Raw genomic sequence first — 17500 nt, 5'->3', positions numbered from 1 at the left:
GTTATAATTTAACATCGATACCTGCTGAGAAGGATCTCATGGTAGGATAACTCATAAACTGGTATACTTCAGGATCGTAAAACTTAAACTTCGATGCGTAGAAAAGATTGTTACCCGATGCAAAAATATTGATGCCTTTTACGCCTACGTGCTTCAGAAGCCCGGAAGGCAGCTGGTACCCTATATTGATGTATTTCATACGCACAAAACTTCCGTTGTATACATTGAACGTAGAGGTTTCCGTATAACCATAAGATTGCGGATTGCCCCAGGGGTATAATTTTGGCGTGGTACCCTCCTGGTTGTCGGTGCTCCAGGAGTCGGCATGATAGGTGGGCACTTTGGCACCGCCGCCAAAGTTCCTGCCCCAGGCATCGCCGTAGGATAACTTAAAGCCGGCTGAACCTGCAAAAAGGGTTTCAAGCGTAATGCCTTTGTAACTGAGACTTAGTAATAAACCTCCGGAATAGGGTGCATTGTCAGAACCAAAATAATTACCCAGCACCACGCGGTCATAGCTGTCTACCTTACCATCGGGCTTGCCACCCGGACCGCTGATATCTTCAAATTTTGCGGACCCCAGTGTGGGAGGCGCACCAAAATAGGTAAAGCCTGTGGGCAGGGCGTCAATATCCGCCTGCGTTCTCAGAATGCCTGAATACACATACCCGGTTCCATAGCTCAATGTTTTACCAATCGGGTTGTCCACATCAAGCGCGTTGGCCGCCCTGTCCCTTTTAATAACCTTATTGGTGGCTATGTTGAAATTGCCCCGCACATTGATAGAAAAGTCGGGGTTAAACTCATGCCGGTATCCCAATTCAATTTCCATACCTTTTGAATCCACGATCCCGTAATTTTCGGCAGGCAATGTGCCTCCGAATTCCGCAGGTATTACCAGGATACGGGTCCCCAAAACATCAGATGTCTGCCGCTTCCAGAAGTCGAGGGTCAAATTGAATTGCTTTAATAAAGTCAGATCAATACCCAGGTCATACGAACGTGATTTTTCCCAGGTCAGGTTTGCGATCGGGATACCCGAGTAAAGCAGCCGGGGAGCAGCGGTTCCATTGGTGCCCAGGTAATAGCTGGAAGACGAAATATTATACTGATCCAGCCAGAGCCATTTTTTGATATTCCTGTCTTCGGGATCATCATACCCATTGGATCCGTAGGAGAACCGGATCTTTGCAAAATCCATGATCCCCGGGAGTGCGGTATTATTGTAAAAAGCTTCTTTTGATAGTACCCAGCCACCGGATATGGACGGGAAATTACCCCAGCGCCGGCCTGGTGCAAACTTCACCGACCCATCCCGCCGCATAGAAGCCGATAACAGGTAACGGCCGTCATAGTCATATCCCAACCGGAAGATATAGGATAGTCTTCCATCCTGTGACTCCGATCCGCTGTTCCGCCAATCCTTGGTATCGCCGCTTGCCGCAAAGAACTGATCGGTGGCCAGCAGGGGAAAATTATAGCGGTAGGCGGTAAAACTATTATACTGTGCCTCCCACTGCTCATAAACGGCATCCCCACTGATATGATGCAGGCCAAAACTTCGATCATAGGATAGCTGCCCGTTTAGCTGGTAAGTGTTTGATTTGGCATATTCATTACCGATATATTCTGTACCGGGCTCCGTGCTCATGGTAGTGCCGATCACCTCATTGGTGCGGATCAGGTTGTTGGTACCGGTGGTTTTAAAATTATATAGCAGCTGTCGTTTGGCAAATGTTTTAATATAGCTGTTATCAAAGTTCTTGCTGTAGGCCATCTTGAGGGATAAGCCTTTAACAAACGGTACCCGGTATTCCGCATTGATCAACGCGTCGATCTGCTGGTTATTATTCCGCCAGTACCCGCCGTTCTTCATCATTTCTACAGGATTTCCCAGCCATCCCGGATTCACCGGTTTTCCATCAATGTAGGCAGGCGCCCATGCGTCCCAGTACAGCAGCTTACCCCATAAATTATTCAGGTCATCAGAGCCATAATCATACGTAAAGTTGAACCGGTTGCGGGTTCCGTAGCTGTTGCTTAAATTTAAGCCCACCGTAAGGTCTTTGGTCAGCTTTGCACTGATCTTTCCGCGCAGGTTGTATTTATTGTACCACACATTGGGCAGGAAGCCCTTCTCATTATAATAAGATCCGCCGAGGTAATAAGTAATCACATCGTTCCCTCCGGAGGCGCTCAACGCATATTTCTGGTTGGTGGGGTCCTGGTAAGCCGCATCCAGATAATTTTCGCCCTTGGGATTATTTTTCAGCACCCAGTCAATTTCATCCTGCCCGATTCCTCCATTCACGGCCTGCGACAATTTCAGGGCATCTGCAACGCCCATATAAGACGGCATTTTACCGGGCTTTTCGATACCGGTAATCGCATTAAACTGTATAAGCGGCCTTCCGCTTTTGCCCGACTTGGTGGTTACCAGGATAACCCCGTTCGTAGAACGCGATCCGTAAATCGCCGCAGACGCAGCATCCTTCAGGATCGTAATATCTTCCACCTCGTTAGGGTCCAGGGCGTCGAAACTGGTTTTATCCCGCACTACACCATCAATTACATATACCGAATTTCCGCCATTCCAGGAGGCCTTTGCCCGAACCCGGATTCCCGAGCCGATACCCGGTGTACCGGTGCCTGACTGTATAAAAGTTCCACTGAGCCTGCCGGCCAGTACATTAGAAAGATTGGAAGTGGGGATCAGCTGGAGCTCCTTGGCATTCATAGACGAAACAGCCGAGGTGAGCCTGGATCTCTTCTGCGTTCCATAACCTACCACAACCACTTCATCCATATCGGAGCTGGCCGCTTTTAATTCAATGATCATTTCGCCGGAAGCAGCAGCAACCGTCAGCGGCTGGTAACCTACCATGGTAACTGTAATGCGGCTGTCCCGGGCAACATCTATTTCAAAATGCCCGTTATCGCCGGAGACGGTGACCGCCGTTCCTTTCTCCTGCTGGATGGTAGCGCCCACCAACGGAGTACCATCTGTGGCGACCACACGCCCCCTCAGTTTTATGCCCTCCTGGGCACTGGAAGCAACTGCAATAAACATCAGGCATACCCAGCCAACAGTTGCAAACAGCAATTTCGTTAGTCTACTCATAAAAATAAATATTAGAAATATGGCTTAAGAATATCCGGCTTTTTTAAGCCGCTTTATAAAGTTTAATCAAAAAGCGCGAACGAACTACTACCTGATTGACAAAAACCGATGTTTTTTTTGCTCATAAAAAAAGGGGCCGTGCCAAAGCAACAGCCCCCGTGCAATGCTAACAGATTGCCTCTAGCCTGAAGATATGCTGAAACCGTTATTTCATCGTCATTACCTCATCAAAAGAGGTACGATGCGTGCCATTCTCATTCATCCAGTATTTCACTTTCAGCACTTTGGTAACGGGGTCAAATTTGTTGATCCCGGAAGGATCCAGTTCACCGGAACGGTTGTTGCCCGAGGGCTGGCCGTTCTTATTCACCACGCTGATGACGTTATAGTTTTCATCGAAGTTAAAGATCACCCCAAACTGGCCATAGCTGGAGTTGCTGCCACTGCTTTTGATCCAGTGGGCAACATCCTTCGTATAATCTTCGTCATACAGCTCCAGCCGCCGGGCACCTACCTGGCGCAGGGTAACGTTCCAGGGGTAGGCTCCGGTTAGCGCCGCACTGGTAACATCTACCATGTTGCCGGTGCAGGTATACCGGCCCGCAGCCAGGCTCATTGTTTCTGTTTTTTGAGCATAAAAGGTGTCGATCCCTTTTACCGGAACATATGCCGTTCTCAGGTCTACCGATGCTGCAAGGGGATCAATATCTGCCAATGTATCCGTTAACGCCGCCATGTCTGAAATCTTTTTCTGTACCGCCTGGCCGGCAATGTTCCGATAGGTCACCACCGTAAACTTGCAGGTCGTATCTACGGAAACAAAAGCGAGCGACATACCTTTTTTGCTGTTTGTTAATGTTACACTCCGCGTAAACAGCTGCCCCTCATAATCAGCGCCCAATGACTGACCCGAAATCAGCGCAGAAGCAGGGGTAGAACTGTTACCATCTTTATCCAGTGCTACAATTTCAAATGTATAGTCCTGCTCGGAAAGACCGGTAACCATCACTTTCTGTATCGTGCTGTTTTTCTCAGCCGGTACTTCCAGTTTTTTGTTCTTATTATTCCAGTAAATAATATACTTAATAATATTGGGGTCTTTTGACTGGGTAAACTGTAGTTCTACCCTTCCCCTTCCCGAATGCGCTTCCAGGTTGTAAGGCGCTCCGATGTAAATGATCTCCCCGTCCTTTAAATAAGGAGCGTATTCATGATCCATCTTGGTGCAGGAGCACAGCACCAGGAGGGCAAAAATGACTGCGAAATATTTATAATTCATATGCTGATTTTATTAATAAAAAATGCTACTGATAGTCACCCATAAATTTGAGGGAAGCCATTTCGAGGCCATTACCGCCGCTGTAGTTCTCAAGGATCACCAGCCGGAAATAACGCATGGGCACGGCAGGCAACGGCATAATAAACTCCGTACCATTATTAACCTCTGCCTGATCTGCCGCATCCAGCTGCCCGTAAGGAAGACCAGAGGGTTTCACCAGTTCAAATACATCTCCGATCTGCGTCCAGCTTGCATCCAGGGCTCCGTTAGGATTCGGGCTCATGCTGCCGTAGATCTTAAAATATTTCAGTGTCCCGTTCCGGAATTCAGCACCGCCATTTTTACGCATATAGTACCGGATCCGGCTCAGCACCACCGGCTTACCCATATCAACGGTAACCCTTTCAGGCAAAGAATCGGTTTTTTCATTGTTAGGAACCCCATAGAACGCCCAATCTCCTGCACTATAGCCATTACGCAGTGGCACGTTGAGATCTGATCCACAACAAGCGGTTTGGTCACCGGGTAATACCAGTGCGTTCATAATACTCCGGTCCAGCACCACCTCGTTCATCGACCGTACTTTTGACCACACCGTATCCGATACATTACCCCAACGGTCCCTCACATAGGCTCCGTATTTTCTTTCGCCGGGACCAAATCCCCGGATCGAAAAATTACCGGTAACAGCTTTGGAGTAGTTGGTATATACATATTCCGGTTTACCCGTGGTGTCTACCAGGGTCACCACTGCAAGGTCCCCGGAACCAGGATTCTGATACTGGATATTGGCGCCTCCGAAATCGCCATAGATCTGAAGCGACTGCTTCACTGAAAGGTAAGGAGGTGTATCCGGGTGCACCGTAACCTCTACCGGGTCCGATGTCACTTCACTCCGGCTAACCGTGCGCAGGGTTACTTTATAATCGGCAGACTTCGCAAAACCTCTTACCACAAGAGTGTCTGTAAAATAAGAGGCTTTTACCTGTTGCTTTGTTTTTTCATTGACCATAAAGTCTGCCTGCACATACATTATACCCGGGTTAGGTGGAATATCATAAATGATCTGGGCACCACCGGCAATATTGATCACTTTTACATTCGTAACTGCCGGTGGCTTGTCTGTGCTTTTATAGAGCGGTTCCTGGTTGGTTCCGGTTTGTTTCTGACAGGAGAAAAAACCAGCCATAAGAAGCGCCATCAGGCCGCACGTAATACTTTTATTATTCTTCATCGTATAAATCAGATTAAATCATGAAACAATTACCATAATGGGTTTTGTACCAGGTTCGGATTTACCTGCAGCGCATACTCTTTAAGCGGTGCCAGAAAATCCCTGTAGGTATTATGCGGAGTATAAATTGTTTTTAACCGGTAAAAGTCCGCTGTCGTTTTTTGCTGGAAGTCCCAGCCGGTAATGGGGCGGTTCATCAGATCGAGCCGCTTCCAGCGACGCATATTCCAGTAATTTTCTCCTTCAAAGATCATTTCGATCATGGTTTCCTGCTGGATAATGTTCCGCAGCCCCTCCTTCGTAGTGGGTTTGGCCGCGTTGCGGGAATGAAGGGCCCAGGATTCCACCACTCCTTTCAGGCCGGCACGTGCCCGTACCGAATCCAGGTACTGATAGGCTTTTGCACCAGGACCTTCCGCTTCGTTGACAGCTTCCGCATACATTAAATAAAGCGTAGCCAGCCGGATCGCCGGCCAGGCATAAGAATCCGGCGTGTAGGAGCTACCGCTTCCGGTGGTTTTCCAGCTTACCAGTTTCTTGGGATAATAACCGGTAAACGAAACCCTCGAAAGCCCGCCGCTGGTGGATGGAGATCCCCACAATGTAGGGAGGTAAAGTAAATTGGTTTCGCTCGGACGCTGCGACATAAAATAAGCAGCTCCGTCAAAAACAAGATCAGCATAAAAACGATACTCCCGGTCCATATTGAAACTGGAAGTAGTGTAGTTAGGCTTCATGATACTGCGCTGCTCTGCAGGTACTGTTTTTAAACTTGTATACCGGTTCGCATAATCCCAGGTGGGATCCTCGTTGATAGGCACGCCGTTTTTGGTATAGAAAATTTCACAGGCGTTCAGGTTAGCCGCCCATAGAGAATAGGTATACGAATATACTTCATTGCGGGGAGCACAAAACCGCTGCAATTCACTGGTACTGCTGTTAGTGAGTACCCAAACCTGCTCAGGATTCCATTGTTCTGTTACCGCCCCCCGGATATCCATCAGCTTTCTTGAGCTGTCGCTGATCGCGTTCAGATCAAAGGGCGCATTGAAATAATGCAACCGGAACCCGGCGCTGTGTGCTGCTTTTATGGCATCATCACAGGCTTTTGCAGCCTTTACCCACTTACTGTTATCAAAACTGGTATTCACCAGTGCCGCTCCATTCCTATTTTTCAGATCCGCATAATCACTATTTCCATTAAATAGAGGACTTGCGTTTAACAACAATGTATAGGCTTTTATGGAAAGTGCGATGGGAACCGTAATACGACCCAGCTCCTCCCGCTGGTTGTATACAACCGGTGGCAGGTCCGGCGCTGCCTCATCGATCAGCTCCGCAATATAATTGCTTACTTCATCCACCGGTGCACGGGTGATCCGCACTGCCTCTACATCGGCCGACACCGGCAGGTTTTCTCTCATAACGGGTACCGGACCATACATCCGGAACAACAGGAAATGATAATAGGCTTTGAGCGTCTTTACTTCCGCAATCCACCGTTTCCGTTCTACGTCTTCTATATCCGGCACTTTGCCGATATTCTCCAGGAAAATATTACAGGTACGGATAGCCTGAAACAACGCTACACCGCCATTGGCACCATCCCAATAATTGTTGATCGGTTCTACCGTGTTCTGGTAATCGTACCCAAGTTCCAGTATCGAATTAGGAATACCCGGGGCCTGCGATCCAGGGTAGGGAGAAGCGATTTCCCGGCTTCCGAGCAATCCGTAATTGCTGCTGGGGCTTCCCAGTTTAGGCAAATAGGAATAACAGGTAAATAAATATTTTTTTGCCGTTACCTTCAGCTGAAAGGCCTGATCCAGTGTAGCAATATTGTCCGGCACAATGTCCATAAATTTATTGCAGGAGAAAAATCCCAGGAGCAGGATTACCGGCAGAACTTTTATCAATTTCATATCCACAGATTTTCTTTTTAATTTTATTTTAAGGTAAGGTTGACGCCGGCGTTCAATACCAGCTGGATCGGATATCCCAGGCCATTGCCCCCCATTTCCACATCCCAGAGTTTAAACTTGCTAAAGGTGTGCAGATTGAGGCCGTTCAGGTAAAAACGGGCATTGGAAAAATGCAGCCGGTTCATCAGGTTGCTTGACAGGGTATAGCCCAGTTCTGCCGATTTGATACGTAACAGTGCCCCGTTGCGCATAAACCAGGTATTGGCCACCTGCGGATCGCTCTGGGATGCTTTACCCATACTGTTCATACTTGCGTCCACACCCAAACGCGGCCATAACGCATAAATATTCTGGTTATCCTCGCTCCAATGGTTATCAGCCCATACCTTCAGCAGCTGCCGCTGCTCGCCAACAAAGGGAGACGTCGCATCCACATCGATCCAGAAGGATTCGCGGGCCAGCCCCTGGAAGAATACCGAAAAATCGAATCTTCCAACCCCGGTTGACACCCCAAAACCATATACAATTTCCGGTGTTGTAGGATACCCGATGGGCACCTGGTCCAGCGTCGTGATCTTCCCATCTCCGTTCACATCCCGGTATTTGATATCCCCACCACCATAAGGGCCAAAACTTTGTTTGGGAGAGTTGAGCGCATCAAGGTCATCAACAAACAAACGCTCTGCTATATAACCCCATCGCTGCGAAAGGGAATGCCCGGGATGCAGCATGTTGGACTCTTTGTATTGCGGCTCTTCATATACATCGAAGGCACTGGTAGCATAGGTAAAGTTGGCCATTCCCTTGGCCCACCATTTACTGGTAATCTGCTGCGAGTAATCCACCGCTACGTCAACACCATGCGAACGTGCTTTTCCGACATTGGCACGGGTAGTAGCGGAAAGCCCCATCGTAGTTGGAACAGATGCCCGATCCATCAGGATATTAGTACGCTTTTCGCGGTAAACATCCACATCAAGATTTAACTTGCCAAAGAAAGAGGTTTCCAATCCAAAATTGGTTTTGGTTGCCTGTTCCCAGGTGATCTGGTCATTTGCATACCGGCCGATACTGATGCCTGAAAGAGAGAAATCCTTCAGGGTGCCAAATGTCATCCCTCTTCCGCCATCATTCATATTCACTTCAGAAAGATAAAAGAAGCGATCTGAAGCAGACCCGATATTATCATTACCAACTAAACCGTAGGTAGCCCTCAATTTCAATTTTGAAACCACATGTTTTATACCCTCCCAGAATTTTTCATTGGATACGGTATAGGCCGCACCGGCAGATGGGAAGAAACCAAAGCGATGGATCCGGGCAAAGCGCTCTGAGCCATTATAACCAAAATTAAACTCCGCTGCATAACGGCTATCATATACATAGGAGACCCGGCCCGAAAGACCCAGGTTACGGAACGGCAGTGAACTTTGCAAAGAGCCCGGGTTGCCGCTGGTGCTGTTTTTAGCAATCCCTACCAATGTACCACTCAGGCTATGTACTTTATTGAATTCTCTTCTGTAATCCAGCGCAACTTCACTATAAAAATCCGCGGAAAGCGTCTTATCTCCTTCCTTATAATCCAGGTATTCAGTACCCTGCGCAGCAGCCGATCCGGTCTCCATATTCAGAGGAATCAGGTCATAATGTTTGGTAGCATAGTCGTAATTGGTTGCCACATAATAAAAGGGGTTATAGGCCCTGGTTAAAGAAAAGGCTCCATTGCGCTGCAGGTTTAGCAAACCGCGGGCAGATAAGCCCTGGGTAATAAAATCCAGTTTCTGGTTAACAGCTATCTGTGCATTCAGCGCAAAACGGTTAGATGATTTATAGCCTCTTTGCAGTTCTGCATAGGGGTTATTATACTGTGCATTCCCTGCATTACCAAACATGATGTGTTTTACAAATCTTGTTTCTAACGTAGGATCATAATAGGCTGGAAACATGACGGGATTGGACTGCATGATCTTTCCAAATATATCCGCACCGCCAGACAGCGGGCCTTTATAATCATCGAAGGCACCGGAGAGCCGCACGATCATTTCTGTTGTTTGTGTAAGATTAATATTTACATTACTTCTCAGGGAATAGGACATGAGCTTAGAATTACTGTTGAAATTCGTTCTCCTGTCTACATTTAAAATACCATTATCAATGTTCAAACCACCGGAAACATAGTAACGGGCCACTTTGCCACCCCCGCTCAGGTTCAGGTTAAAACGTTGATTGTTGGTTGCTTTTTTTAACAGCATTTTCTGCCAGTCTGTAGCGGGATATACCACAGGATCGGTGCCCAGCATGGTTCCCTCAATCTTGTTTTTTGAGTATAATAAACCACCTAACGGGTTCCGGGTCAATACCGCTTCATTAGCCAGTTCCATATAGGTGACGGGGTCCGCCAGCTCTACATTCCGGGTAGATTGCGACCTGGAGTTTTCAAACCGCAGCGAAACATTCACCTTACTTTCCCTGCCCTGCTTGGTGGTGATCAATATAACCCCATTGGCCCCTTTTGAACCATACAAAGCGGCGGCTGTAGCATCCTTTAAGATAGAGAAACTGGCAATATCATCCACCTGCAACCGTGCCAGGTCAGTTGTTGTCACCTGAATATTATCAATGAGGATCAATGGAGAAGAACGGTAGCTTTCTCCAAACGTACTTACACCGCGTATAAAAAAGTCTGCGTTATCAGCACCGGGCTCACCGCTTCGCTGGAAGGCAATGATACCGGCCAGTTTACCGGCCAGCGCGTTGGTAAGGTTGCTGGCCGGGATCTTTAGTTCCGCGGGGTTGATGCTGGTAACGGCGCCCACGACCTCCTTTTTCCGCTGTGTACCATGGGCCACTACCACCACTTCATCATCCGTGCTGGCTTCGGCCGGTTCCAGGGCAATTTTCAGGGCACCGGGCTTTGTAACCGGTATATCAATGGATTTGTACCCGATAAAGGACACAACCAGTGTGCCCCCCTTCTCAGGGATATCGATACTGAAAACACCGTCGATACCAGAAACCGTTCTTTTTTCGGTTCCTTTTAACTCAATGGTAGCGCCGGGCAGCGGGGCTTCATCTCCCGCCGCCACAACGCGTCCTTCCACCTTCATTTGTCCCTGCGCGTAAGCAGGCAGACAGATCAATGCAAGGCATAACAAGCCTGTTAAGCATAATAGGGATCTCGTTAGTTTTAACATAATTAAATAATGGGTTTAATACTATGCGTGAATCGTTTTTAACAATGAGGTAACAAATTTTATATTATATATTTCTTCCAACAACAGCTGTTTTGATCAAGATTGATGCTTTTTTTGCAATCGATTACATAATTGGAACAACAGCGCAAAAAAGACCTACCCTACCACAAACAGGCGCCGGGCAGTTCTGCTTCCTGCCGTTGCAACAGGAGGCAGTCAGCTACAGCGCAGCACAATAAATGCCTGTAAAAAGGTGGCACCTCCAGCTTTTTTTATTGCGGCCTGTGCGGGGGAAACCAACCTGGCCCAACCCCGGAAAAGCACGCCCGCTAATCCACGTTTAAAAGGATCTGTATATGGCTTAAAACAATCCTGTTAAAAAAAATTTATCAACGCTGTAAAGCTTATAAAATAATTGGAAGGCGCCTACATCGTATTTGACCAGATTTGATGCTATATTTGCAGGAAGCAAGGCAACTATGCAATCGATTACATTCTTAACAGGGCAATATCGGACCGGTGTTTATGTATTGATCAACGAAAACTATTGCGCTATCAAAACAATGCATTCTATTGCAGGGTTGCCCGGATTTTAAATTTCAACATATGCAATTCATATACGAAAATTTTACATTCCCCCCCGATCAGTCCTTTACCATCCGTTCTGAATTCCTGGAAATAAAAAAGTACCAAACATTCAGAAGCCATGTAAATTTTGAGATCGCCCTGCTGGAAAATTGTACCGGTAAGCGGTTCATCGGCGATCATATCGAAGAATTTGAAGGAACCGAACTGGTGCTGATGGCCAGCTACCTCCCCCATTGCTGGCAATATTACAAAACCAGGGATGCGCTGATCCCTGCGCATGCGATCATTGTACATTTCTTCCCGGATTTCCTGGGCCAGGAGCTTCTTCAAAAACCAGAGGCCAGGCCGCTGGGAAGGCTGTTTACCGATGCCTCCAAAGGCATCCTGTTTTCAGGCGAAACCCTCGTAAAGGCCAAGAGGATCCTCCAGGAAATGCTTTATGAAAAAGGTATTACCCGGTCTGCATTAATGCTGCAGCTGCTGGATGTAATGGCCCGCTCAACATCTGCCCGGATCCTGAGTTCACCCGGTTTCAACATCATTGAAAATTCCGGGGAAGCCAACAAGATCAACAATGTATTTGAACATATCTTCAAAAATTTCAGGGATTCCATCAGCCTGGAAGAAGTGGCTGCTATTATCCCCATGTCCTCCGCCGCGTTCTGCCGTTTTTTTAAATCCAAGACCGGGAGAACCCTTACCGATTTTATAAAAGAAGTACGGATCGGGCACGCAGCAAAACTGTTACTGGAACATACCCATAACGTTTCTGAAGCCTGCTATAACAGCGGATACAATAATATTTCTAATTTCAACAAGCACTTTAAAGAGATAAAAGGAGTTTCTCCGAAAGAGTTTATAAAACGCTACCAGGTGCAGGTTTAGTTCCACGTTTAAGGTTTAAGGTTTCACGTTAGTGCCAGGTCCGGTTTTGCTATCCCTGCATTTCGGGAAACTTTCTTTAGTTTAAAGTTCGACGTTCAACGTTAGACTCGTGTTTTATACTCGGGGCCCTGGTTTCACTTCCTTATTTCCACTCCCACCCCGAATGTTCGCATGCGCGTCAAGCTAAGTGGTTAACCCCGAATGGGGTTATGACTGTATAGCCGGTGATGTAACCGCCGGTTCGTTTACGGTCGGTTTGCATTGAACCCCGCCGGGGTTCAACCAGGACCCTAATCATTAGTCACGCGTTTCACAAGCGATTAATCAAATCCCCCCCCTTACACGGTTATCATGGCAGCGGCCCCGGACAAAGCAGCGGTTTCGCGGTAAGTTATATATAGAACCTGTACTAATCCTATGTCATTGTTACCCGCAATCACCTACTGGCCAAAATTGACCTGACACATATGCAAACTTTCGGGATTCAAATCTTCAAGTCTATCATTGAACACCCACTACAGGTCCTTGCCGTTGAGTTAAACCCGCAACCGGTATATACATTTTGTTTGCACCAAAGTGAAAGTAGATCTTTTTTAAATGCCGGAGAACATCGCTGCCAAAAATTATGGACTTCACATGCGTACCTTCGGTCAGCTCCACTGAGGAAGACAGGTTTGTGATCAAGTTTCCATACAAACTAACCGAATCCAGCAAAATGTTCAGGTTTGTTGTCCCTTTTACCATTGTTGCAGCCTTGCTTTGTGTACCGGTTGAAGCCCCCTGAAAAACATTCTTATACTTCTTATAAAAAAAATTGCTGAAAGAGAAACCAGGACGTGCACAACCCAAATCCAAATTTATGGGTTCTGCAAGCTTTAACCCGCCCATACTAAATGTAGCTTTAAGATTTCTAAATATACCATTAAAAGGGGGCTCAAAATTTATTTCCCCATACCCCCCAGGTGCCGAAAATTTTGCAGTATCCAATATCTGGACATAGCGTTGTTCATAATTAACCAAAACAATAAATTTCTTTAAAAAGCCAAAGCCCAAAATACCGTCGGGTAATTTTGACGCGGGCAGATTGTGATAGTCTTGCACCTGTACTCTCCGCATCGTATCTTCAAATGACGAAATTGATACCTTGAACAAAGTAGTATCAATACGATCCGTTTCTAAACGAAATGATTTCAATGTATCTATAATCCCGATCCGCGCAGCAGACGGTTTAAAAAGTATAATACTATAATCCGGATGGGTGCCATTATCAAGAAGCAGACGAACGGGTCTTTTATTTATGAGGACTTCAACAATGATATGATTGCCGGATAAGGTATCAATAAATGGTATATTTTTACCTATCAATGGCGGAGTAATGTCCTTCCTTACTTCCGGACGGGAATTGCCTGTGCAGGAGAAAAAAAACAAAAGCAGCAAACAGTAAGTAAAGTGCGCCCTACAATTAACAGCGTTTGGTTGAGTCATATAAGACTTTTTAATACCTGATAATTAATGATCAATAGTGAATAGATGGCGGGAGTCTGTAAATAAAAAAAACTTCGGGATCCTAAATCTTCCGAACTGAAAACTCCTATGTTTGTTTAAAGTTTCAGTCCTGATAACTGAAAACTGCCCCGAACTTTCGGGGGCTGACAACTGCTCACTTCCCAAACGAGTAAAACGGTTTCACCTCTACCCATTTCTGACCGGGTGTAGTACCGGGTACTCCTTCCTGGTAACTATCCATTAAACGGTTCCATTCCGCGCATCGCTTATCATAAGATTCTGCTGCTTTGCTCATACGATCCAGATCAGCACCGGCCGGTACAACAATCGACATCACCACCAGGTGCTCAAAACGCGAAAGCGTTATTTTTTTATACCCTGCCCTTTTAAACCCCGCTTCAACCTCCGGCCAGATATGCTGGTGATGATCCAGGTACTCCTGCAGTTTTTGCTCCCCCGGCGCTATACTGACTACAAAGGTCCGCTCCTGCAGCGGCGCTTCCGTTTTTTGTTGCTTACAACCCATAATTACTGCCAGCAGCAACAGGTAAAAGCAGCTCATTTTTTTTGTATACATACCGTTGACTTTTATTCTTTGGGCATCCTTCAGGAAATTTAAACTACCGACTGAAACCCCGGGGCAAAATAAGCAATTTAAACGTATGAAGAGCGGCTTATTATAGCAGGGCAAACGCATCTAATTTCAGCATTGTTCAGCTCCGGAGGAGCAGCGTGTTTATAGTAATCTGCTGTTTTATCAACCCGGCTCCTGTAGGAGCCGCGTGTTTGTTGGGCCCGAAATTTTACGCGGCTCCTACAGGAGCCGGGGTTTCCCCCTTAATACTTTGCTATAAACACGAGGCACTTACAGTGCCTGAAAATGCTCCTGGTGTGCTCTTTTCACCCAATTTAGATGCGGTTGCCCTGCTTACTATAGCCCCCTAACCTTCAATTTCCAAACGAAGTCTATTTCGGTGCTATATTTACAGCTTTACATTTCCCTACCGGAACACCCAGTAGATCAGCGCCATCACCAGCGCCAGCAATGCCCAGCCCAGCCAAACCCGGCGCAGGTCGCTTCCCCGGTTCTTGTCGGTTTCCAGTAAGGAGGGCAGCCGTGCGGCATCACCTGCGGGTGCCGACAGCAATGAAACAACCACCCCTACTACCAGCAGCCCTATAAAAAGATAAACAGAAAGGATCAGGAAATGCGGCCAAAAGCCCGGGTATGGAAAATTCAGCACATTACAGATCCCCACCGCAAGGCACACCAGGCCACCGCCATACAATACGACCTCGGCAGCCAGGCGGCTCATCCGCTTCCAGGTGATCCCGGCAAGAAAAACCACCGACAAAGGAGGCGCCAGTATGGACACCATGCCCTGGCTCAGCTCAAAGAACCCCTTGCCCGAACGGGAAAAAAGGAATGCGATCCCAATAGCAAGACCGCCGGCAACAAGCGTGATCCACCTTCCCATACGGCGTTTTGCAGCGTCATCCATTTCCCGGAAACGTCCCGCAACATCTAATGTAAAAACCGTGCTGAATGAGTTAAGCCCCGAGGAAACCGTATCAATCAACGCAGCAATTAATGCGGCCAGGCACAATCCCAGCAAACCATGCGGCATCAGTTGTTTTACCAATGTAATGTATGCATTGTCTGCCTGCGCCGTATCCTTAAATAATACAAAGCACATGATACCCGGGAAAATAAAGATCAGCGGCATAATAATCTTAAGAACGGCCAGGAACAGCGCCCCATATTGCCCCTCCTTAAGATCGCGGGCTGCCAGCACTTTTTGTACAATGGTCTGATCCGCGCACCAGTAATAAATTGCCACTACAGGATACCCTGCCAGGATGGCGATCCAGGAATACTCAGGATCGGAAGCCGGGCGGAACAGCTTCCAGTAATGCCCGGGTACGGCCTTTACAAAAGCATCGATTCCGCCGATCCGTTTTAGCCCCAGCCAGGTAAGGACCACCGATGAAACAATAATAATGACCGACTGAAAAATACCGGTACGCACCACGGCTTTCAGTCCTCCTACAGCTGTAAAGCTGGTTGCTATAACAGTGATGAGCACCACCGAGAACATTAATGACCAGTCAAATATCTGCGAAATAATCAATCCGCCGGCATAGAGTGCACTTCCCAGCCATACCAGCAGGATAGAAATGAGGCTGTAAATAACCAGGAAATTATATGCCCGGTTGCCAAACCGCAGCTTCAGGAACTGCGGCATGGTGCTGATCTTTGTAGCCATATAGTGCGGCAGGAAGAACATGGCCAGCAGTAACAGGAAGATCCATGCCAGCCACTCAAAGTTACTGCCCACTACCCCCTGCGAAAACCCGATGCCCGCAAAGCCAATCAACATCATGGGACCTGCGTTAGCGCTGAACAGCGAAAAGCCGATCTGCCACCAGCGAAGTGTCCGCCCCCCGAGGAAGATATCCGAACCGCCTTTGGTCCCTTTTTTATTCAGGTAAAATCCGATAATCAAAAGCAGTACCAGGTAGGCCAGCAATACGACATAATCGATAATTCCCAGGGATAGTTTCACTATATAGTTTTTAATGTGATCACATATTTACCGCCGGCTCATATCTGGCTACATTCTCTTTTGTCCAGGTATGCTGCCGCAGGATCCGGTTGTTCCGCTGCCAGTAATCCCAATCGATCCGGATCGGCAGCCCTTCGATATCCGGCAATATAAACCGGCCGTTCTTCCACTGGGGGTGCAGCATAAAATATTGTTCGAGGCCATGCATAATGGAATACAGGTATTCCACCGGCCAATCATCCGGTGCTGTTGTGAGCAGGGACACGGTATAAAGCGAATAGCCCCCTGATGAAAAATCCAGGTTATTTTTTAATGCAAGGTCCCTCACTTCCTGCCATTCCTGTATCCCTCCCAGCTGCGTAGGCACCGGCTGCAAATGGGTTACACCTGCATTTACCAGTGCCGGAAACATTTTTGCCGTACGCTCAGACTCTCCATAAGCAATTTTAACAGCCGATCTTTTGCAAAGTTTTTCGATCTCGGCATAAGCCGCAGAATGGATCGGCTCCTCAAGCCAGGCAATATCCTGCCCCGATACCTTGTCCATAAACTCCAATGCCTGCGCCAATGTCCAGATCTGGTTGGCATCAACGGCAAGCTGTATCTTATTGCCGATCAGCGCTCTTACAAACTTTACCCGTTCCACATCTTCAGCCATTTTTGTTCCGAAATTGCCGCCCACTTTGATCTTCACGCAACTGGCCCCCGCATCCAGGAGCCGGCGCATTTCGGTTTCCAGTTCCTGCAGGCTGTAATTGGTTCCGCCCCCGCTTCCATACATCCGGGCCCAGTTCCGCCCCCCGTTCAGATACTTATAAAGCGGCTGGCCGCTTCTCCGGGCTGCAAGGTCATGCAGGGCCATGTCCAGCTGGCCGAGGAGCGCGGCGGCCTGCCCCCTGAATCCTTCATTGCGGATAGACCAGTATAACAGGTGATAAAGCCGCTCATAAGGCTGCCCGTTATGATGAAACAGTATCGGGAAAAGACATCTCTCCAAAATATTGATGTAGGTGTTAAAAACCGGGGCTTCCCCCACATTCCCGTCCTTATCCTCAATGGTAAGGATGGAAAGACCAAATGTATGAAAGGGCCCCATAGTGGCATCCTGGAAAGGTGTAACAACCGTTACCGGTTCCAGTACTCTTATTTGTGCACGGATAATACAAAATACCTCACTATCGATCTGCTGCATTGTAGTTACTTA

10 protein-coding genes are annotated in these 17500 nt (G+C 47.5%); 1 reads left to right on the top strand and 9 read right to left on the bottom strand.

Annotated elements, in window-relative coordinates:
* Position 1: 1 nt before the first annotated feature.
* The 5 genes from BLS44_RS11025 to BLS44_RS11005 all read right to left on the bottom strand — a co-directional run bounded on the left by BLS44_RS11025 (position 2) and on the right by BLS44_RS11005 (position 10750).
* Positions 2-3121, bottom strand: coding sequence for a SusC/RagA family TonB-linked outer membrane protein (locus tag BLS44_RS11025; protein WP_090390122.1), 3120 nt, complete (start codon positions 3119-3121; stop codon positions 2-4).
* A 205-nt stretch (positions 3122-3326) separates the two neighbouring features.
* On the bottom strand, positions 3327-4400 hold the full coding sequence (locus BLS44_RS11020; protein ID WP_090390121.1) for a DUF4998 domain-containing protein: 1074 nt from the start codon (positions 4398-4400) through the stop codon (positions 3327-3329).
* Positions 4401-4425: 25 nt separating this feature from the next.
* Complete coding sequence (locus tag BLS44_RS11015) at positions 4426-5634, bottom strand: DUF4959 domain-containing protein (protein ID WP_090390120.1); 1209 nt, start codon at positions 5632-5634, stop codon at positions 4426-4428.
* Between the two features lie 29 nt (positions 5635-5663).
* The gene (locus BLS44_RS11010) at positions 5664-7556 is read right to left on the bottom strand and encodes a RagB/SusD family nutrient uptake outer membrane protein (RefSeq protein WP_090390119.1); all 1893 of its coding nucleotides are present in this window, start codon (positions 7554-7556) and stop codon (positions 5664-5666) included.
* Between the two features lie 23 nt (positions 7557-7579).
* On the bottom strand, positions 7580-10750 hold the full coding sequence (locus tag BLS44_RS11005; RefSeq protein ID WP_090390118.1) for a SusC/RagA family TonB-linked outer membrane protein: 3171 nt from the start codon (positions 10748-10750) through the stop codon (positions 7580-7582).
* 606 nt (positions 10751-11356) lie between these two features.
* Between BLS44_RS11005 and BLS44_RS11000 the strand changes: the two genes are divergently transcribed.
* On the top strand, positions 11357-12223 hold the full coding sequence (locus tag BLS44_RS11000) for an AraC family transcriptional regulator (RefSeq protein WP_090390117.1): 867 nt from the start codon (positions 11357-11359) through the stop codon (positions 12221-12223).
* 501 nt (positions 12224-12724) lie between these two features.
* On the opposite strand, the gene BLS44_RS26230 is transcribed toward BLS44_RS11000, so the two are convergent.
* The 4 genes from BLS44_RS26230 to BLS44_RS10980 all read right to left on the bottom strand — a co-directional run bounded on the left by BLS44_RS26230 (position 12725) and on the right by BLS44_RS10980 (position 17488).
* The gene (locus tag BLS44_RS26230; protein ID WP_143019733.1) at positions 12725-13708 is read right to left on the bottom strand and encodes a pepsin/retropepsin-like aspartic protease family protein; all 984 of its coding nucleotides are present in this window, start codon (positions 13706-13708) and stop codon (positions 12725-12727) included.
* A gap of 175 nt (positions 13709-13883) precedes the next feature.
* The gene (locus BLS44_RS10990; RefSeq protein WP_176954383.1) at positions 13884-14306 is read right to left on the bottom strand and encodes an L-rhamnose mutarotase; all 423 of its coding nucleotides are present in this window, start codon (positions 14304-14306) and stop codon (positions 13884-13886) included.
* 424 nt (positions 14307-14730) lie between these two features.
* Positions 14731-16296 (bottom strand): SLC5 family protein, encoded by a 1566-nt coding sequence (locus BLS44_RS10985; protein WP_176954382.1) that lies wholly within the window; start codon positions 16294-16296, stop codon positions 14731-14733.
* Positions 16297-16315: 19 nt separating this feature from the next.
* Positions 16316-17488, bottom strand: a complete 1173-nt coding sequence (locus tag BLS44_RS10980; protein WP_090390113.1) for a mandelate racemase/muconate lactonizing enzyme family protein — start codon at positions 17486-17488, stop codon at positions 16316-16318.
* Positions 17489-17500 lie beyond the last annotated feature (12 nt).

This window comes from Niabella drilacis, assembly GCF_900101395.1.
Taxonomy (GTDB): Bacteria; Bacteroidota; Bacteroidia; order Chitinophagales; family Chitinophagaceae; genus Niabella; species Niabella drilacis.
The sequence above is the reverse complement of the archived record's forward strand: the minus strand, read 5'-3'. Positions and strand labels throughout refer to the sequence as shown.